This is a genomic window from Streptomyces sp. NPDC101776 (assembly GCF_044766845.1).
GTDB lineage: Bacteria > Actinomycetota > Actinomycetes > Streptomycetales > Streptomycetaceae > Streptomyces.
The window spans coordinates 608,162-627,481 of record NZ_JBIWMV010000001.1; the positions used below are offsets into that span (position 1 = coordinate 608,162).

Genomic DNA, 19,320 nt, shown 5'->3' on the forward strand with positions numbered 1-19,320 from the left:
ACCCCTCATGACCGAGAGCACCACCATCCGCTGGGAACAGGACGACACCGGCGTCGTCACCCTCGTCCTCGACGACCCCAACCAGTCCGCGAACACCATGAACGCGGCCTTCCGCGACTCCCTCGCCGCGATCACCGACCGCCTCGAAGCCGAGCAGGAGTCCATCCGCGGCATCATCGTCACCTCCGCCAAGAAGACCTTCTTCGCGGGCGGCGACCTGCGCGACCTGATCCGTGTCACCCCGGACACCGCGCAGGAGCTGCTCGACGGCGGTCTCGCCATCAAGCGGAACCTGCGCCGCATCGAGACCCTCGGCAAGCCGGTCGTCGCCGCGCTCAACGGCGCGGCCCTGGGCGGCGGTTACGAGATCGCCCTCGCCTGCCACCACCGCATCGCCCTCGACGCGCCCGGCTCGAAGATCGGCTGCCCGGAGGTCACCCTCGGCCTGCTCCCCGGAGGCGGCGGAGTCGTCCGTACGGTACGGCTGTTGGGCATCGCCGACGCCCTGCTGAAGGTGCTCCTCCAGGGCACCCAGTACAGCCCGCAGCGCGCCCTCGACAACGGCCTGATCCACGAAGTGGCCGCCACGCCCGACGAGTTGATCGCCAAGGCCCGCGCCTTCATCGACGCCAACCCGCGGTCGCAGCAGCCCTGGGACAAGCCCGGCTACCGCATCCCGGGCGGCACCCCGGCCAACCCGAAGTTCGCGGCCAACCTGCCCGCCTTCCCCGCCAGCCTGCGCAAGCAGACCAACGGCGCCCCCTACCCGGCCCCGCGCAACATCCTCGCCGCCGCCGTCGAGGGTGCCCAGGTCGACTTCGAGACCGCCCAGGTCATCGAGGCCCGCTACTTCGTCGAACTGGCCGCCGGGCAGACCTCGAAGAACATGATCCAGGCGTTCTTCTTCGACCTCCAGGCCGTCAACTCCGGCGCCAACCGCCCCCAGGGCATCGCGTCCCGCCCGGTCCGCAAGGTCGCCGTCCTCGGTGCCGGGATGATGGGCGCCGGCATCGCCTACTCGTGCGCACGCGCGGGCATCGACGTCGTCCTGAAGGACGTGACTCCGGAGGCGGCGGCCAAGGGCAAGGCCTACTCCGAGAAGGTCTGCGCCAAGGCCGTCTCGCGCGGTCGTACGACGCAGGAGAAGGCGGACGCGCTGCTCGCCCGCATCACTCCCACCGCCGACCCGCAGCAACTCGCGGGCTGCGACGCGGTGGTCGAGGCCGTCTTCGAGGACACCTCGCTCAAGCACAAGGTGTTCCAGGAGATCCAGCACATCGTCGAGCCCGACGCGCTGCTCTGTTCCAACACGTCCACGCTCCCGATCACCGCCCTCGCCGAAGGCGTGGAGCGTCAAGTCGACTTCATCGGGCTGCACTTCTTCTCACCGGTCGACAAGATGCCCCTCGTCGAGATCATCAAGGGCGAGCGCACCGGCGAAGAGGCTCTCGCGCGCGCCTTCGACCTGGTCCGGCAGATCAAGAAGACACCGATCGTCGTCAACGACTCGCGCGGCTTCTTCACTTCACGGGTGATCGGCCAGTTCATCAACGAGGGTGTCGCGATGGTCGGCGAGGGCATCGAGCCCGCGTCCATCGAGCAGGCCGCCGCACAGGCCGGCTACCCGGCCAAGGTCCTCTCCCTCATGGACGAGTTGACGCTCACCCTCCCGCGCAAGATCCGCAACGAGTCCAAGCGGGCCGTCGAGGAAGCGGGCGGCACCTGGCCCGGCCACCCCGCCGAGGCCGTCATCGACCGCATGGTCGACGAGTTCGGCCGCACCGGCCGCAACGGCGGCGCGGGCTTCTACGACTACGGCGACGACGGCAAGCGCGCCGGGCTCTGGCCGGGCCTGCGCGAGCACTTCACGCGGGAGGGCGCCGAGATCCCCTTCGAGACGGTGCCTTTCAAAGACATGCAGGAACGCATGCTGTTCTCCGAGGCGCTCGACACGGTCAAGCTCCTTGAGGAGGGCGTCCTGACGTCCGTCGCGGACGCCAACATCGGGTCCATCTTCGGTATTGGCTTCCCCGGTTGGACCGGCGGTGTCCTCCAGTACATCAACGGCTACGAGGGCAGTCTGCCCGGCTTCGTGGCACGCGCGCGTGTGCTCGCCGAGCGATACGGGGAGCGGTTCACGCCGCCCGCGCTGCTCGTGGAGAAGGCCGAGAAGGGGGAGCGGTTCAGCGACGCGCGCTGACGTGTCGCTGAGCGACACGCTGAGCTTGCCCTCGTGGGGACGGGACCCCGACGCTGACCGGCGAACCGGTCAGCGGTCCCGTCCCCCGAGGAGCCCCCATGGGTCACCGTCCCGCCCTCGCCTTCCTCGACATCCTGCGCGGCGAGGGCGTGGACCGGATCTTCGGCAACCCGGGCACCACCGAACTCCCTCTCCTCGCCGCCCTGTCGGAGACGGAGGACGCCCCCGAGTACGTCCTCGGCGTCCACGAGGGCGCCGTCGTCTCCATGGCCGACGGTTACGCGCGCGGCACCGGCCGCCCCGCGTTCGTCAGCCTGCACATCGCCGCCGGACTCGCCAACGGCCTCATCGGCCTGCTCAACGCCCGCCGTTCGCGCACCCCGCTGGTCGTCACGGCAGGCCAGCAGGACCGCCGCCACCTCCAGCAGGACCCGATGCTCTCCGGCGACCTCCTCGGCCTCGCACGGCCCGCGGTGAAGGCGACGTACGACATCCAGCACGCCCGCGACCTGCCCCTCGCCCTGCGCCGCGCCTTCGCCCAGGCCCAACTGCCGCCCGCCGGGCCGGTGTTCCTGTCCCTGCCCATGGACCTGCTCGCCGAGGACACCGAGGTCGAGGTCCCCGCCCGCACCGCGCCGCCCCTGCCGGGTCCCGCCGCCGGACTCGACCGGGCCGCCGTGCTGCTCGGCGGCGCCGCCCGCCCCGCGATCGTCGCCGGGGACGGAGTGGGCCGCGAGGACGCGGTGGCCGCGCTCGTCCGTACGGCCGAGGCCTGTGGGGCGACCGTCCACCACCAGCCGATGGCGGACTGCCTCAACTTCCCTGGCACACACCCGCTTTACGCCGGGATGCTGCCACCCCGCCACGACGCGATCCGGGCCGCCCTCGCGCCGTACGACGCCGTCCTGATCGTCGGCGCCCACGCCTTCACGCCCCACCACTACAGCCCCGGGCCCGCCCTGCCGCCCGGCATCACCGTCGTCCAACTCGACTCGGACGCCGACGAGATCGGCCGTAACTTCCCCGCCGACGCGGGGCTGGTGGGCGCGCTCGCGCCCTCGCTGCACCGGCTGGCCGAGCTGCTGCGCGAGCAGGTCCCGGACCACATCGCGAAGGCCCGCGTCCTGCGCGCGGGCGAACGGCACACCGCCGAACGGGCCCGTGCCGAGTCCGCCGCCCGCGCCGCCTACTCGACGGCGCCCCTCGCCCCCTGGGCCGCCGCCCACGCGGTGGCACACGGTCTGCCGACGGACGCCGTGGTGGTCGAAGAGGCCATCACCGTCGGCCTGTTGCTCCGTCGGCTGTTACGGCTCGACCGGCCCGGCAGCTACACCCACACCGTCGGTGGCGGCCTCGGCTGGGGCATCGGCGCCGCCGTCGGCCGCTCGCTCGCCGAGCCCGGGCGGCCGGTCGTCTCGGTCCTCGGGGACGGCTGCGCGCTCTTCGGACTCCAGGGGCTGTGGAGCGCGGCCCGGCAGCAAGTCCCGGTGCTGTTCGTGGTGATGGGCAACGGCGGCTACCGCACCCTCCAGGACACCTACAAGGCGATGGGCGGCCAGGGCAGTTGCCCCGGCACCGAACTGGGCGCCCTGGACTTCACCCGGGCCGCGCGCTTCTTCGGGGTCGACGCGGTACGGGCGGACAGCGCGGACCACCTGCGTGAACTGGTCGCCGGGGTCGGTGAGTTGACCCGCCCGATGCTCGTCGACGTACCGCTGCGGACCCCGTAGAGATACCGCTTCGATTGCGGTCGCGACTCACCGTGACGCACGCCTTGTCACCCGTGCGCGGAAGCGACCACCATCGGTCCATGACGGACGGGCCGCTTCCGAAGTCGGTACTCGCACGCGGGGTGTTGCTGCTCCGCGCCTGCGGCGACGCCGAGACAGCGCTCTCCCTCGCCGAACTGGCCCTGCGCACCGGGCTCCCCAAACCGACCGCACACCGGTTGATCGGCGAACTGGTCCGGCTCGGCCTGGTGGACCGCACACCCGAAGGCAGCTACCGCATCGGGCTCGCCCTCTTCGTCATCGGGCAATCCTCCCCGTCCGTACGGGAGTTGCGCGACGTGGCACTGCCCTACCTGGGCGATCTGCACGAGGCGACCCACGAGAACGTGCACCTGGCCGTCCCGGACGGCACCGACACCCTCTTCCTGGAGAAGATCACCGGCCGCCGCGCCACCCCGATCGTCTCCCGCACCGGCGGCCGGCTGCCCGCCCACTGCACCGCCACCGGCAAGGTCTTCCTCGCCCAGGACCCCCGCCCACCGCACCGCACCCTGCCCCGCCTCACCCCGCGCACCATGGTCCTCCCCGGCCAGCTCGCCCGCGACCTCGCCCTCACCCGGGCCCGTGGCTACGGCGTCAACCTGGAGGAGGCCGAGATCGGCATCTCGGCGGTCGCGGCCCCCGTCTACGCCCACGACCGCGGCTCCCGCCCGATCGCCGCGATCTCGGTCACCGGCGGCACCCGCCACCTGGACGTGGACCGCATCGGGGCACGACTGTGCGCAGCGGCACGGGCGATCACGCGGAGCCTGTCAGTCTGACGCCGGCACCTCCGCCTCCGACGAAGTCACCTCCGGCCGCTGCATCGCCACCGCCAGTCCATGCTCGGTCAACCGCTCCCCGCGCACCTCCTCGGTGACCCGTCCGCGCACGAACACCAGCACCCGGTCGCACACCTCCGTCAGCTCCGCGAGGTCGGTCGAGGCGATCAGGACGGCCGCGCCGCCCGCCGCCAACTCGCCGACGATACGGTGCATTTCGGCGCGTACGCCGACGTCGACGCCCCGGGTCGGATCGTCCAGGACGACGATCTTCGGGTCGGTCGCGAGCCACTTGGCGAAGACGACCTTCTGCTGGTTGCCGCCGGACAACCGGGCCACCAGGTCGTACGGCCCGCCGCGCAGCCGCAGCCGCTCGGTCAACTCGGCCGTGCGGCGGACGAGTTCGGAGCGGGCGGGGACGATCCCGCCCCGGCCGAGCGCGAGCCAGCTGACGGCTGTGGTGTTCTCCCACACCGTCCGGTCCACCATCAGCCCGTACCGTTTACGGTCGCTCGGCACGAAGGCGACGCCCGCGCGCACGGCGTCCCGCAACGAGCGCGGCAGACCCCGGCCACCGACGTCCACCCGGCCCCCGGAGACCGCCGTACGCCCGCACACCACCCCCAACGCGTCGAGATGGCCCGCCCCTTGCAGCCCCGCGACCCCGACCACCTCACCCGCCCGCACGGTGAAGGTCACATCGGTCAGTCGTCCGTCCACGGCGACCTGGGACAGCACCACGGGCGGCGGGCGGTCGTCGGCCGACATCCTTGCCCGGCGCGGCGGTTGCTCCGGCCGGCCGCCCAGCATCGCCGACACCAGCTCCGGCACGCCGACCTCGGACCGTTCCGCGCCGGCCAGCGCGACCCGCCCGTCCCGCAGCACCGTCACGCGCTGCGCGAAGCGCATCACCTCGTCCAGGAAGTGGGTGACGTACAGGACGGCGATGCCCCGGTCGGTCAGCGTGCGCAGGACGCGTTCGAGGCGGTCGACGGCGGCGGCCGGGAGCGCGGAGGTGGGTTCGTCGAGGATCAGCAGGCGGGGGCGTCGTAGCAGCGCCCGGGCGATCTCCGTCAACTGCTGGTCCGCGAGCGGGAGTTCGCCCAGCTCCGTGCGCGGGTCCACGTCCAGGCCGAGTTCGGCGAGGACCGGGCGGGCCGCCCGGTCCATGGCGGACCGGTCCAACAGGCCCATGCGCAGGGGCGGGTGGAGCGGGAAGAGGTTCTCGCGGACGGTGAGGTCGGGGAAGAGGCTCAACTCCTGGGAGACGACGGCGATCCGGGCGTCCTTCGCCGACCGCACCGTCCCGCCGTCCGCGCCCAGCGTCCCCGAGAGGATGCGCACGAGCGTCGACTTCCCGGCGCCGTTCTCACCGACCAGGGCGTGCACCTCACCACCGCTCAGCCGGATCGACGAGCCGTCCAACGCCCGTACGCCGCCATAGGACTTGACCAGCTCCTCCGCCACGAGGATGTCACCGTGGGCCATGTCAGCGCGCGTCCTTCAACGGCTTCAGGCCGGCGCTCTGGTCGCCGAGCAGCTTGTCGATCGTCGGCTTGTACCAGTCGTAGGCGGCCTTCGCCGACTTCTGCCGGGCGATGATCTCGTCGATGTTCGACGAGTCGACGACCCCGCCGGGCGACAGGAACCAACCGTCCGGCAGCTTGCCCTTCTTGTCGCGCACGGCCTCGATCAGCATCGCCGTGGACAGATAGCCCTTCAGGAAGTGCTGCGGGTCGATGGTGACGAAGTTCGAGCCGTCCTTCACCGCGTCCAGCGTCTTCGGGTCGACGTCGAAACCGGCCGTCAGCCATGTGCCGCTCTCCGCCTTCTTGATCTTGGCGAGGTTGTAGCTGTCCGCGTCGCCGACGCCGAGGAAGGCGAGCGCGTCCGGGTGTGCGTTGACCTGCGCGGACCAGGCGCTGTAGTTCTGGCCCGGGTCGCTGTACGTCTGGAAGGGACCGAGGACCTTGACGCCGGGCGCCTCCTTCTTGAACGTGTCGGAGATGCCCTTCGCGCGGTTGTCGAGCACCGGCGTCCCCGGGTTGGGCACACCGATCACGATCTGCCCCTTCGGGCTGCTGCCGAGGCGCTTCAGCGCCTCCTTCGCCATCAGCTCCCCGAGCGCGTAATTGTCGTTCCCCACATAGAAGTTCACCTTGCTGCCGTCGGTGGGGGAGGTGTCCAGGGCGACGATCGGGATGCCCTGGTCGACGGCGCGCGCGGCGGGCCGGGTGAAGATCGGCGGGTCCAGGTTCTCCAGGACGATGCCGTCCTTGGCGATCGCGGTGAGGTTCTGGAACAACTGCACCTCGGCGGGCCCGTCCGTGTTCGGCGGTCCTACGGCCTTGAAGTCGACCTTGCCCGCGTGGCTCGCGGCGCTCCGCGCGCCCAGCACCATCTCGTGGGCGAAGTTGAGGGAGATGTTGGCGACCGAGATCCCCATCTTCAGTCTGCCGCCACTGCCACCGGAGCCGCCGCCGCTGCCGCAGCCTGCGGTGGCCAGCAGGACCAGGGCGCCGAGCGCCGCGGACCAGGTACGCGAACGGGAGTGCATCACGGCCTCCAAAAGGCTGGACCACAAGGGGACTTGATCGCGGGGGACTCGGATCGCGGAGAGGCTTGAACCACAGCGGGGCTTGGGCCGGCGAGGCTTGGGCCAGGAGGACTTGGTGGATCGCGGGGGACGTCATCTGCGGCGGCGCCCGGTGCGGCGCAGCGCGCTGTCGGCCGCGACGGCGACGAGGATCACTCCGCCGGTCGCGAACGACGTCCAGTTGATGGGTACTTCGAAGAACACCAGGCCGGAGGCGACGACCGACAGGATCATCGCCCCGGCCACCGCGCCGACCACCGAACCGCGGCCCCCGGCCAGCGGGGTGCCGCCGATGATGCACGCGGCGATCGCCTGCAACTCGTAGCCCTGGCCCAGAGTCGGATCCCCGGCGCCGTAGAAGGCGAGCGCGAGCGTGGCGGCGCACGCGGTGGTCAGGCCGGAGAGGGCCAGTGCCTGGATACGGGTGCGGACGACCGGGATGCCGCTGAACGCGGCGGCGTCGGGGTTGGACCCGATCGCCCGCACCCGGGCCCCGAAGCGCGTCCGGGACAGCACGACCGCCAGCACGACGATCACCGCGAGCAGCACCCACAGCGCGAACGGCACCCCGCCCGGATCACCGCCCGCGAACGTGAAGAACGAGTCGTCCAGCGGGAGATCGGTGATCTGCCTGCCGTCGGCCAGGGCCAGCCCCACACCCCGGAAGAGCATCAGCGTGCCCAGCGTGACGATGAACGACGGCAGCGCCAGCAACGTCGTCACCAGCGCGTTGAACACCCCCAGCGCGATCCCGGTGACCAGCATCACCGGCACCGCCAGCCAGGGCGCGGTGCCGTCCCGGATCAGCAGCGCCCCGACGACCAGGCACATCGCGTAGGTCCCGCCCACCGACAGATCGACCTCGCGCATCGACAGCGCGAAGACCATGCCGCACGCCATCAGCGAGATGTAGACGGAGTTGTGGGCGGTGGAGAGCAGGTTGTTCGTGCCCAGGAAGTCCGGGTAGGGGATACCGATCCCGGCGATCAGCAGCCCCAGCACGAGCAGTACACCGAACTCGTCCCGGACCCACCGCCGCCGAACCGGGGTCGACCGGCCCAGCCCGCCGCCCTGTTCGCGGGCGCGCTCGGCGTCGTCCGCGTCGTCCACGGCACGCTCGGTCTCGGTCATCGGGCACGGCTCCCGTACGGCTGGTGCTGGGGTCGTCACGCAGCGTGGGCCCAGCGGGCGTGCGCGGCAACCAGGGCGTTTCAGCGAGTGGAATGTGCTCTTGCCGGACGCCTGACGGGTCATCACACTCGCCGCATGGAGATGCGGACCGCCCTGGTGACCGGAGCGGCACAGGGCCTCGGGCAGGAGTTCGCCGTCGCGCTCGCCGGGCGCGGCTACCGGGTCGCCGGACTCGACCTCGTCGCACAGCCGGAGACCGCCGAAAGGGTCCTGGACTACGTGGAGTTGATCGGCGACGTCACCGACGAGGCCCAGATCCAGCGGGCGTTGGACAGCCTCATCGACCGATTCGGCACCTTGCACGTCCTGGTGAACAACGCGGGCGTCTACCCGTCCCGCCCCTTCGAGGAGACCACGCCCGAGGAATGGCGCCGGATCATGCGCGTCAACCTGGAGGCGCCGTTCCTGCTGACCCGCGCGGCCCTGCCGTATCTGAAGGCCGCCGGCCGGGGCCGTATCGTCAACATCGTCTCGGCGGCCGTCCTCACCGCGCCGCCCACGATGGTCCCGTACGTCGCCTCGAAGATGGGCCTCATCGGCTTCACGCGCTCGCTCGCGGCGGCGCTCGGGCCGTACGACATCACCGTGAACGCGATCGCGCCCAGCATGGTCCGCACCGCGACGGCGGAGCGGACGGTCGGGGCGGACGGCGGCTTCGAGCACGTCCGCGACCAACAGGTGGTGCCGCGCATCCAGCAACCGGCCGACCTGGTCTCGACACTGTTGTACGTGGTCGACGAGGGCAGCGGCTTCCTGACCGGGCAGACGCTCAACGTGTCAGGAGGATCCGCCTACTTGTGAGGCGCCGAGCCACTGCTGGAGCTCCTCCTTCAACGACCGCTGAAAGGTCGTCAGCAGGGCCTGCACCACCAGTGGATGCATGTGCGCGGACAGGAACTTCACGTCCTGCGCGTCCCGTTCGGCCACCTCGCCCCTGAACAGCTCCGACAGTTCGCGCGCCGCGGCCCGCGAGTGCGCGACGAGGACCTCCCGCGCGGCGAGGATCGCGTCGTGGGACAGCGGTACGTCGAGGAGTCGCACCCCGAGCCGCAACAGACCCAGGTCGACCCGGAACGCGCCCTTCTCCGGCCGGATCACGTTCATGGCGGCGAGCCGCTCGATGTCGTCCTCGTCCAGCGCCCGCCCCGCCCGGCGCCCCAACTCCTCCCGGGTCAGGGTCTCTTCGGTGTCCGGCGCCCAGGACGCCACCACGGCCCGGTGGACGGCCAGGTCGTGCTCGGACAGGTCCGGCGGCAACTGCTCCACATACCGCTCGATCGCCGCCAGCGTCATGCCCTGCTGCTGCAACTCCTCGATGAGCGCGAGCCGCGCCAGATGCGCCGGCCCGTAGTGCCCGACCCGCCGCGCCCCGATCACCGGCGGCGGCAACAGCCCCTTGGTGCCGTAGAACCGCACCGTGCGCACCGTCGTACCGGCCCGCGCGGCCAACTCGTCGATCGTGAGCGTCGGCTCCTCGGCGTCGGTCGTCATGCGCAGCAGTATCGCTGTCTCACCGGTGCGGTGAAGCATCTGGGGCTGTGACGACGATCAGGTGGCTTCAAGATTCGGGGCGACAGGGTGACAGCAGCGTTTGCCGGAGCTCGGGAGGGTTCGCGCCAGGTGTCCTGTATCTCTGGCCGGACCCGGAGAGGAAGTACCAGGCGGGACAACTGACGATGCCGCCGAACTGGACGCCTCCGTCCGCATGCCCCGCATCGGGTGCGGCCTCGTGCGCGGAACGCTGGTGCGGTGGGGGATCGCGGTGACGGTGTACGACCACGGGGACTGAGCCGCGGAACCAACTTGCCCTCGGGTGAAAGGAGTTGCAGAATCCTGCGCAACTACAGGGAGGGCCGTGAACCATGAGCCGTGACATCGACGTCCTCGTCCTCGGCGGCGCCGGCGTCGACACCATCGTCCACGTCCCCCAACTGCCGCTTCCGTACGCCGACAGCTACATGATCGACCCCGGCATCACCACCCGCGCCGGCCAGACCGGCGATTTCGTGGCCCTCGGTCTGAGCGCGCTGGGTCTGCGCACCCACCACCTCGACATGCTCGGCGCCGACCCCGAGGGCGACCTGGTCCGCGCGCTGCACCGCGACCGCGGCATCCCGCTCACCGAAGTCCCGCAGCCCGCCGGCACCAAGCGCGCGGTCAACCTCGTGGGCCCCGAGGGCCGGCGTCTCTCCCTCTACGACTCGACCCGCGCCCACCCCGACGACCGCCTGCCGGAGCCCACGGTCCGCGCCCTCGCCGAGGCGAGCCGGCACGTCCACGTCTCCATCACCCAGCCCTGCGCCCACGCCCTGCCGATCGTGCGCGAGGCCGGCGCGACGATCTCGACGGACCTGCACAACTGGGACGGCGAGAACCCGTACCAGGCGGAGTTCGCCCACGCGGCGGACATCGTCTTCCTGTCCACCACCGCCCTGACCCGCGCCCCCGAGCGCACCATGCGCGCCATCGCCGAGCACGGCCGTGCCCACCTGGTCGTCGCCACGGCCGGAGCTCAGGGCGCGTATCTGCTGGCCGACGACGAGGTGACCCACATCCCACCGGTCACCCCGCCCTCCCCACCGACCGACTCGAACGGCGCGGGCGACGCCTTCGCAGCCGCCTTTCTCTACGGCTGGCTCAACCGGGAAACACCCCAACGTGCCGCCCTGTACGGCTCGATCGCGGGGGCGCATGCGTGCACGGTCCCTTCGACGGAGGCGGGAGTGATCAGCCGCAGCGACCTCTTGACCCGGGCGGGGGCAGCGCCCCTTTAGGGGCGCGGGGCTGTATCGATTTGCGGCTCTGCCGCGTGGGCGCGACCAGCCACAAACCGGCCCGCAGCCCCCGTACTACCGAACCCGGCAGACGCTCAGTGCACGCCGTTCGTAGCCTCGATCTTCTTCCACGACTTTGGCTGAACGGGAGCCACAACCGCTTTCGCCGCCGGCACGGCCGGCTTGGTCGGTTGGAACAGCCACGTGTCGAAGAGCGCCGACAACGACTTCCCGGACACCTGCTCGGCATAGGCCTGGAAGTCCGCGACGGACGCGTTCCCGTACGCGTGCTCCGTCGGCCACCCCTTCAGAACGGCGAAGAACGCCTCGTCACCGATCGCGTTCCGCAACGCCTGAATGGCCAACGCCCCCCGGTCGTACACCGGAAGCTCGAACTGGTCCTCCGGACCGGGATCCCCCGGCGCGATCGTCCAGAACGCGTCGTCCGCCGGGTGCAAGGCGTAGACGTAGTCGGCGAGTTGCTGCGTCGTGCCCTCACCCTCGTGCTCGGACCACAGCCACTGCGCGTACCGCGCGAAGCCCTCGTTGATCCAGATGTCCTTCCAGCCCTTCAGCGACACGTCGTCGCCGTACCACTGGTGGGCCAACTCGTGCACGACGACAGAGGTGTTGGCGCCGTTCGCGAACTGCCTCGGGCTGTAGTAGACGCGGGTCTGGGTCTCCAGCGCGTACCCGGTGGTCGTGTTGGGCACGTAGCCGCCGGCACTGCTGAACGGGTACTTGCCGAAGTAGCCGCTGAGCCAGTCGACGATCTCGCCGGTGCGCTCCACACTCGCCCGCGCGGATCCGTCGTTGTCCCCGAGGTCCTTGCTGTAGGCGTTGATGACCGGGACCCCGCCCTCCGAGGTGCTGGTCGTGATGTCGAACCTGCCGAGGGCGAGCGTGGCCAGGTAGGTGGCCTGCGGCTTGTTCTGGCGCCAGTTGTAGCGGGTCCAGCCGAGCTGTGAACTCGTCGACTGGAGCGTGCCGTTGGAGATCGCCTGGGTGCCGTTCGGCACGGCGACGGACACGTCGTAGGTCGCCTTGTCGCTGGGGTGGTCGTTGCTCGGGAACCACCACCACGCCGACTCGGGCTCGTCGGCCGCGACCGCGCCGTCCGGGGTGCGGTGCCAGGTGGTGAACCCGTACGCGCTCTTCGTGGACGGCACCCCGCTGTAGCGGACCACGACGGTGATCGGCGTACCGCTGGGCAGCGGGGTCTTCGGAGTGATCTCCAGTTCGTGCTGACCGGAGGTCGCGAAGGTCGCCGCGGCGCCGTTGACCCGCACCTCGCTCACGTTCAGCAGGAAGTCCAGATCGAAGCGCGACAGATCCTGAGTCGTCCTGGCGAGGATCGTCGCCGTGCCCGCCAACTCGTCGGTGGCGGGCTGGTATTGAAGCCTCAGGTCGTAGTGCGAGACGTCGTATCCGCCGTTGCCGTAGGCCGGGTAGTAGGGGTCGCCGATGCCCGGAGCGCCGGGGGAGTAGCTTGCCGCCGATGCCGGGATCGCCAGCATGAGGGAGGCCGCCGCGAGGGCGCCCGGCGCGATGATTCTGCGGTGCACGAGAACTCCAAGTCGTAGGGCTCCACGAAAAGCCGGAGAGCCATGGGGGTCCACGAAGGTCGAAGAGCCGTAGGGGGTCGAAGATCGGCAGGGAGCGAAGAGCCGTAGGGATCGGGATCGAAGAGTCGTAGGGGTCGGTCCGCCAAGTCTGTTCGAAGGCTATTCACTCCCTGTGGCACCGCGCCTGTCCACGGCCCCTCCTGTCACACGATCGCCATTCGGCCGTCATGGCCCCGAGTGCCTCTTCCAGCACGGGAGTTGACCGATGTACCGTCCGCGCATGCCGAAACGCACGCGCTTCACGATCTGGAGATCGCTCGCGACGGCGGCGACCGCCGCCCTCCTGGCCGCCTTCCTCACCCAGACAGCGGCCCAGAGCGCCCCGCAGGAGAGCCGACCGGTCTACTCCTACGCCAACGCCGTCCGCGAGGCGGTCTGGGTGGACACCGGACTCGACGGCGACGGCGACGGAAAGACCGACCGGGTCGCCGTCGACATCGTCCGCCCGAGCGAACCCGCCCGACAGGGCCGCAAAGTCCCCGTCATCATGGATGCCAGCCCCTACTACTCCTGCTGCGGACGCGGCAACGAGGGGCAGCTGAAGACCTACGACGCAGGCGGCAACGTTGTCCAGATGCCGCTCTTCTACGACAACTACTTCGTGCCCCGCGGCTACGCCTTCGTCGGTGTCGACCTCGCCGGCACCAACCGCTCCGACGGCTGCGTCGACGTCGGCGGCCGCTCCGACATCCAGTCCGCGAAGGCCGTCGTCGACTGGCTCAACGGACGCGCCAAGGCGTACACGACACGCACCGGAACCGTTGGTGCGAAAGCGAGTTGGACCAACGGCAAGACCGGAATGATCGGCAAGAGCTGGGACGGCACCATCGCCAACGGCGTCGCCGCCACCGGCGTGAAAGGCCTGAAGACGATCGTCCCGATCAGCGCCATCTCCTCCTGGTACGACTACTACTTCGCCAAGGGCGCCCCGCTCTACGACTCCGGCCCCGACTGGCTCTCCGGCTACGTCGACAGCCCCGACGCGCAGGCCAAGTGCGCCGCCGTCCAGCAGAAGATCGTCGACGGGGCTCCGCGCACCGGTGACTGGACGCCGTTCTGGACCGAACGCGACTACGTGAAGGACGCGAGCAAGGTCAAGGCCAGCGTGTTCCTGGTGCACGGACTCCAGGACCTCAACGTCCGCACCAAGAACTTCGGTCAGTGGTGGGACGCCCTCGCCAAGAACGGTGTCGAGCGCAAGATCTGGCTCTCCCAGACCGGCCACGTCGACCCCTTCGACTACCGCCGCGCCGACTTCGTGGACACCCTGCACCGCTGGTTCGACCACGAACTCCTCGGCTACGACAACGGGATCGACCGGCAGCCGATGGCCGACGTCGAACGCCACCCCGACCAGTGGGTCACGTCGAAGGTCTGGCCGCCGAGCGGTACCGCGACCACCACCCTCCACCCGGCGCGGGGCACACAGGCCGGCGTCGGCACCCTCGGCCTGCACACGGGCACGGGTACCGAGACCTTCACCGACAACCCGCGGGAGAGTGAGACCGATTGGGCCGCCGCGATCGACAACTCGACGGCGGACAAGGCCGGTTTCGTCACCGGGCCGCTCACGAAGGACCTGCGTCTGTCGGGCTCCTCGAAGGTGACCGTCACCGCGACGCCCACCACGTCGACGGCCCATCTGTCGGCGGTCCTTGTCGATGTCGGCCCCGACACCATCCGTGACTACGCCGACTCCGCCGAGGGCATCACCACGCTCACCGACCGCACCTGCTGGGGCGAGAGCACGGCGGGCGACAGCGCCTGCTTCCTGGCAACCCAGGCCAAGAAGACGGCGGTTGACTACACCGTCCTCAGCCGTGGCTGGGCCGACCTCGGCAACCACGCCTCCGCCACGAAGGGCGTACCGCTCACCCCGGGCAAGGCGTACACCATCACCCTCGACCTGGCGGCGACCGACCACGTCGTCCCGGCCGGACACCGCCTCGCCCTGATCGTCGCGGGCACGGACAAGGACCTCATCGACCCGCCGTCCACCACCCCGACCCTCACCCTGAACCTGTCCCGCACCGCGGCCCAACTCCCGCTCGTCGGCGGCGCGTCGGCGTTCGCGAAGGCCACGGCGGTCACCGGTTCCAGGACACCCACGGCCACGACCACGACCCTCGACGGAGTACGCGTGCCGCGCAACGCGCAGCGGGTACCGGGCAACTGATCGTCAGTTCAGGTCGGTGCACTGGTCGGCTGGGGCGGCGGAGCGAGTGGGTTCCGCCGCCCCGTCGGCTGGTCCCGCTGATTTCGGGGCACAGATCGGTGGGTGGGCTCGCGCCCGGGCGTTCTGCTTTCGCGCCTCGCGCCCGGGCGTTCCTCCCGGCCCCGCGCGCTGAGCGTCCCGCCGCACGCCGCGCATCTCCCCCCGGGCGAGCGTCCCGCCCCGCGCCCCGCCCCGCGCATCCCGCTCCGCTACTCCGCCGCCACCCCGGCCAACCCCGCCGCCTCCCGCGCGCACCCCCACGCCACGGTGATCCCCGCCCCGCCATGGCCGTAGTTGTGCACCAACATCCGGCCGTCCCGCAGTACTTGACGCTCCAGCCGGACCGAGGGCCGGGACGGTCGCAACCCCACCCGGTGTTCCAGTACGCGTGCCTCGGCGATCTCCGGGCGGATCGCCGCGCAGCGGGCGACGATCGCCTCGGCCACCGCGGGGTCGGGCGTCATCGACCAGGCGTCCTCCTCGGCCGTACCGCCGAGGATCAGCCCGCCCGGCTGCGGGAAGAAGTACGTGGACGTGTCCGCGGAGTGGTCGACGGACGTCAGCCAGGTCGTGATCCCCGGGTTCTCCACGACGACCAACTGACCGCGCACCGGCCGCATCGAAGGATCGGGCACGAGGTCCAGCGAGTCCAGCCCCGTGCAGTTGACCACGACGGCCGCCGGCACCTCGGCGAGATCTGTGACCGAGTGCTCCTCGACGGTGCCGCCCAGCTCCAGGAACCGCCCCCGCAGCCACGGCAGATGGGCCGACATGTCGATCAGCGGCAGCCGCGCCCACAGCCCGCCGCCCGCGTACTCCTCGGCCCGGGCCTCCCGCAGCCCCGGCACCCGGGCCGCCCAAGGCCCCAGCTTGTCCAGCCGCGTGCCACCCTGTACACCCTCGACCATGCGTACGCCCGTCTCCTCGGGCCGCGCCGCCAACTCCTCGTACACGACGAGCGATTGGAGCGCCCACTCACCGACGAGCACCTCCGGCTCGATCCGGTACGGCCACCACAGCGCGCCCGCGACCGCCGAGGTCGTCAGCTCGACGGGGTCCCGCGTCCACACCCGCACCCGGGCACCGCGCTCCGCCAGCACGACGGCCGTCGTCAGTCCGATGACACCGCCGCCGACCACGATCACATCGCCATTCACACCGCTGTCCATGCGCGGACGGTAGCGGAATACCCCATGCCGTGCGCACCTCCCCGGCGCGCTGGGGATACTCACAGCATGTCTGCCGAACACCCGCTGTCCGCCGCGTACGCGGCCTTCGGCCTGGCACCGGCGATGCGTGCCGGTGACGTCCTCGCGGACGGCGGCTACCAGGTCCACCGCGACTTCGTCGACTTCATCGTCGACGGCCGCCCGCTGCTGTTCCGGCTCACCGACCTGGACGCCGTCTCCCCGCTCGCCTCCGACGTGCCGCCCGCGATCTTCACCGCCCAGGTCCGCAGCCTCCTCCTGGAGACGGACCCACCGCTGGAGGACGGACGCCACATCATCTACGGCTGCCCCGAGTGCGCGGACCTGGCCTGCGGCGCCGTCACCGCCGTCATCCAGCGGGACGGCGCCGACTACATCTGGCGCGACTTCGCCTGGCAGACCGACGAACACCCCGACCTGGAGCGCAACGGCTACCACGGCCTGGGGCCGTTCCGCTTCGCCGGGGCCGAGTACCGCGCGGCCCTCGACTCCCTGATCGACGGCACCGAGCCCCCGGCCGCCCGACGCCGTGTCCTGCTGATCGGCGCCCGCGTCGCGATCCTCGCCCGGCTCGCCGCCGCCCTGCGCGCCATCGGCATCGGTGCCGACATCACCGGCGACGCGACCCACGTCCCGGCCGACGAACTGCGCGGCTACGGCGCCGTGTTCTTCGGCCGGGACGTCACCCCGGAGCAACGGGCCGCCGTACAGGCCGCGTTCGACCGCGCCGGGGTCGACGTGGCGTACGTCGACGGCCTCGCGCCCGTCGTCCCGCTCCTCGTCGCGCAGATCGAACACGCGCTGGACCGCCGCCCGGCCGAGCAGCACCGCCTCACCCACCTGACCGCGGCCGACGGCGAGGCGGACATCGAGGTCACCTCACCGTGCCGGGTGCGCGTCACGGCGTACCGTCTCGGCCGCCTCCACCGCGGCCGCACCCACGACGTCTTCGACGGCGTCCTCGAACCCGGCCGCCACCGGATCCCCCTGGACGCGAAGGCGGTGAAGGGCGAGTCCTTCGTGGTGGCCCGCACCACGGGGAGCGTGCTGGTGGAGGCGATGGCGCGGTGAGAACGGCGGCGCGGGCGGCGAAGGGGACCGATTAGGATCGGCGGTCTGATGACTGCCACTCTCGTCGCCAAGAATCTCGCCGCCGGACACGGCGACCGCGCCCTCTTCGCCGGGCTCGACCTCGTCGTCGCCCCCGGCGATGTGATCGGCCTTGTCGGTGCCAACGGCGCGGGCAAGTCCACCCTGCTCAGGCTGCTCGCCGGCCTGCTCGCACCGGAGGAGGGCGAGCTGCGCCTCTCCCCGCCGACAGCGACCGTAGGCCATCTCCCGCAGGAGCCGGACCGGCGGCCGGGCGAGAGCGTGCGGGAGTTCCTCGCGCGCCGCACCGGCGTCGCCGAGGCCCAGCGCACGATGGACGAGGCCACCCAGGCACTGGTGGACGGCGCACCCGGCGCCGACGACGCGTACTCGGTGAGCCTGGAGCGCTGGCTCGACCTCGGCGGCGCCGACCTGGACGAGCGGGCCGAGGAGATCGCCGACTCGCTCGGCCTCACCATCGGCCTCGACCAGCCGATGACCTCCCTGTCCGGCGGCCAGGCGGCCCGCGCGGGTCTGGCCTCCCTCCTTCTCTCCCGCTACGACGTCTTCCTCCTCGACGAGCCCACCAACGACCTGGACCTCGACGGCCTGGAGCGCCTCGAACGCTTCGTCTCCGGCCTGCGCGCCGGCACGGTCGTCGTGTCGCACGACCGCGAGTTCCTCACCCGCACGGTCACCAAGGTCCTCGAACTCGACCTGGCCCAGAACCAGATCAACCTCTACGGCGGCGGCTACGAGGCCTACCTGGAGGAGCGGGACGTGGCCCGCCGGCACGCCCGCGACGACTTCGAGGAGTACGCCGACAAGCGCTCCGCGCTCCAGGACCGGGCGCAGATGCAGCGCGGCTGGATGGACAAGGGCGTCAAGAACGCCCGGCGCAAGGCGAACAACGACAACGACAAGATCGGCCGCAAGTTCCGCAGCGAGGCGAGCGAGAAGCAGGCGGCGAAGGCCCGGCAGACCCAGCGCATGATCGAACGCCTCGATGTCGTCGACGAGCCCCGCAAGGAGTGGGAGCTGCGCATGGAGATCGCGTCCGCGCCCCGCTCCGGCTCGGTCGTCGCGACCTTGCGGGACGCGGAGGTACGGCGCGGGGACTTCAGCTTCGGGCCGGTGTCCCTCCAGATCGACTGGGCGGACCGGGTCGCGGTGACCGGTGCGAACGGCGCGGGCAAGTCGACGCTGCTCGGCGCCCTGCTCGGCCGTATTCCGCTGGACTCGGGACAGGCTTCGCTCGGGTCGGGTCTTCTGGTGGGCGAGGTCGACCAGGCGCGGCAGTTGTTCCACGGTACGGAGTCCCTGCTCGACGCGTTCTGCGCTGCGGTGCCGGACACGGAGCCCGCCGAAGTCCGCACGCTGCTGGCCAAGTTCGGGCTCAAGGCGCATCACGTGATGCGTCCGGCGGGGACCCTGTCACCGGGTGAGCGGACCCGGTCCGCGCTCGCGCTTCTCCAGGGTCGGGGCGTGAACCTCCTGGTCCTGGACGAACCGACCAACCACCTCGATCTGCCGGCCATCGAGCAACTGGAATCGGCCCTGGACGCCTATGAGGGCACGCTGTTGTTGGTCACTCATGATCGCCGGATGTTGGATGCGGTTCAGGTGACCCGGCGGTTGGTGGTGGCGGACGGGAAGGTGACTGAGCAGCGGTGAGGTCCTGTGGTTTTGTTGACCGCAGGCTCGTCGTGGCTGGTCGCGCAGTTCCCCGCGCGCCTTGAGGGACGCTCGGCTTCTTCGGCCCGTCGAATCGACGTCCACCACTTTTCGCCGACCGGCGTCCACACCCCAGGGGCGCCGGGAACTGCGCGACCAGCCCCCACCGGCCCGCAGCTCCCCACAATCTGACCGGC

14 protein-coding genes are annotated in these 19,320 nt (G+C 71.0%); 8 read left to right on the forward strand and 6 right to left on the reverse strand.

Features of this window, described 5'->3' with window-relative positions; translation table 11 throughout:
• Positions 1-7 precede the first annotated feature (7 nt).
• The 3 genes from ACIRRY_RS02655 to ACIRRY_RS02665 all read left to right on the forward strand — a co-directional run bounded on the left by ACIRRY_RS02655 (position 8) and on the right by ACIRRY_RS02665 (position 4,751).
• Complete coding sequence (locus tag ACIRRY_RS02655; protein WP_403967100.1) at positions 8-2,200, forward strand: 3-hydroxyacyl-CoA dehydrogenase NAD-binding domain-containing protein; 2,193 nt, start codon at positions 8-10, stop codon at positions 2,198-2,200.
• Positions 2,201-2,298: 98 nt separating this feature from the next.
• Positions 2,299-3,930 carry a thiamine pyrophosphate-binding protein gene (locus ACIRRY_RS02660; protein WP_403967103.1) on the forward strand — a complete coding sequence of 544 codons (1,632 nt, stop codon included), beginning with the start codon at positions 2,299-2,301 and terminating at the stop codon, positions 3,928-3,930.
• An 80-nt stretch (positions 3,931-4,010) separates the two neighbouring features.
• Positions 4,011-4,751, forward strand: coding sequence for an IclR family transcriptional regulator (locus ACIRRY_RS02665; protein WP_403967106.1), 741 nt, complete (start codon positions 4,011-4,013; stop codon positions 4,749-4,751).
• Here ACIRRY_RS02665 and ACIRRY_RS02670 read toward each other — a convergent pair.
• The 3 genes from ACIRRY_RS02670 to ACIRRY_RS02680 form a co-directional block, all read right to left on the reverse strand.
• Positions 4,743-6,239, reverse strand: coding sequence for a sugar ABC transporter ATP-binding protein (locus ACIRRY_RS02670; RefSeq protein ID WP_403967109.1), 1,497 nt, complete (start codon positions 6,237-6,239; stop codon positions 4,743-4,745). The two genes, ACIRRY_RS02665 and ACIRRY_RS02670, sit on opposite strands and share 9 nt — an antisense overlap.
• A 1-nt stretch (position 6,240) precedes the next feature.
• Positions 6,241-7,308, reverse strand: coding sequence for a sugar ABC transporter substrate-binding protein (locus tag ACIRRY_RS02675; protein ID WP_403967112.1), 1,068 nt, complete (start codon positions 7,306-7,308; stop codon positions 6,241-6,243).
• 132 nt (positions 7,309-7,440) lie between these two features.
• The gene (locus ACIRRY_RS02680) at positions 7,441-8,478 is read right to left on the reverse strand and encodes an ABC transporter permease (protein WP_403967115.1); all 1,038 of its coding nucleotides are present in this window, start codon (positions 8,476-8,478) and stop codon (positions 7,441-7,443) included.
• Between the two features lie 135 nt (positions 8,479-8,613).
• Between ACIRRY_RS02680 and ACIRRY_RS02685 the strand changes: the two genes are divergently transcribed.
• Positions 8,614-9,339: an SDR family NAD(P)-dependent oxidoreductase gene (locus ACIRRY_RS02685; RefSeq protein WP_403967118.1), complete on the forward strand. Its 726-nt coding sequence runs from the start codon at positions 8,614-8,616 to the stop codon at positions 9,337-9,339.
• Here the strand turns inward: ACIRRY_RS02685 and ACIRRY_RS02690 are convergent.
• A complete protein-coding gene (locus ACIRRY_RS02690; protein ID WP_403967121.1) occupies positions 9,316-10,029 on the reverse strand; it encodes a MerR family transcriptional regulator in 714 nt (237 codons plus the stop codon). The two genes, ACIRRY_RS02685 and ACIRRY_RS02690, sit on opposite strands and share 24 nt — an antisense overlap.
• A 371-nt stretch (positions 10,030-10,400) precedes the next feature.
• On the opposite strand from ACIRRY_RS02690, the gene ACIRRY_RS02695 reads away from it, so the two are divergent.
• The gene (locus ACIRRY_RS02695; RefSeq protein ID WP_403967123.1) at positions 10,401-11,312 is read left to right on the forward strand and encodes a PfkB family carbohydrate kinase; all 912 of its coding nucleotides are present in this window, start codon (positions 10,401-10,403) and stop codon (positions 11,310-11,312) included.
• Positions 11,313-11,407: 95 nt separating this feature from the next.
• On the opposite strand, the gene ACIRRY_RS02700 is transcribed toward ACIRRY_RS02695, so the two are convergent.
• On the reverse strand, positions 11,408-12,877 hold the full coding sequence (locus ACIRRY_RS02700) for a M1 family metallopeptidase (protein ID WP_403967126.1): 1,470 nt from the start codon (positions 12,875-12,877) through the stop codon (positions 11,408-11,410).
• 280 nt (positions 12,878-13,157) lie between these two features.
• Between ACIRRY_RS02700 and ACIRRY_RS02705 the strand changes: the two genes are divergently transcribed.
• On the forward strand, positions 13,158-15,113 hold the full coding sequence (locus ACIRRY_RS02705; protein WP_403967129.1) for a Xaa-Pro dipeptidyl-peptidase: 1,956 nt from the start codon (positions 13,158-13,160) through the stop codon (positions 15,111-15,113).
• Between the two features lie 248 nt (positions 15,114-15,361).
• Here ACIRRY_RS02705 and ACIRRY_RS02710 read toward each other — a convergent pair whose 3' ends face one another.
• Entirely contained in the window at positions 15,362-16,321 is a 960-nt protein-coding gene (locus tag ACIRRY_RS02710; protein ID WP_403967132.1) for an FAD-dependent oxidoreductase, read from the reverse strand.
• Between the two features lie 84 nt (positions 16,322-16,405).
• Here ACIRRY_RS02710 and ACIRRY_RS02715 point away from each other — a divergent pair, with 84 nt between their 5' ends.
• Together ACIRRY_RS02715 and ACIRRY_RS02720 are read left to right on the forward strand one after the other, a co-directional pair.
• Positions 16,406-17,431: an oxidoreductase gene (locus ACIRRY_RS02715; protein WP_403968322.1), complete on the forward strand. Its 1,026-nt coding sequence runs from the start codon at positions 16,406-16,408 to the stop codon at positions 17,429-17,431.
• Between the two features lie 48 nt (positions 17,432-17,479).
• Positions 17,480-19,123, forward strand: a complete 1,644-nt coding sequence (locus tag ACIRRY_RS02720; protein WP_403967135.1) for an ABC-F family ATP-binding cassette domain-containing protein — start codon at positions 17,480-17,482, stop codon at positions 19,121-19,123.
• The last annotated feature ends 197 nt before the right edge of the window (positions 19,124-19,320 follow it).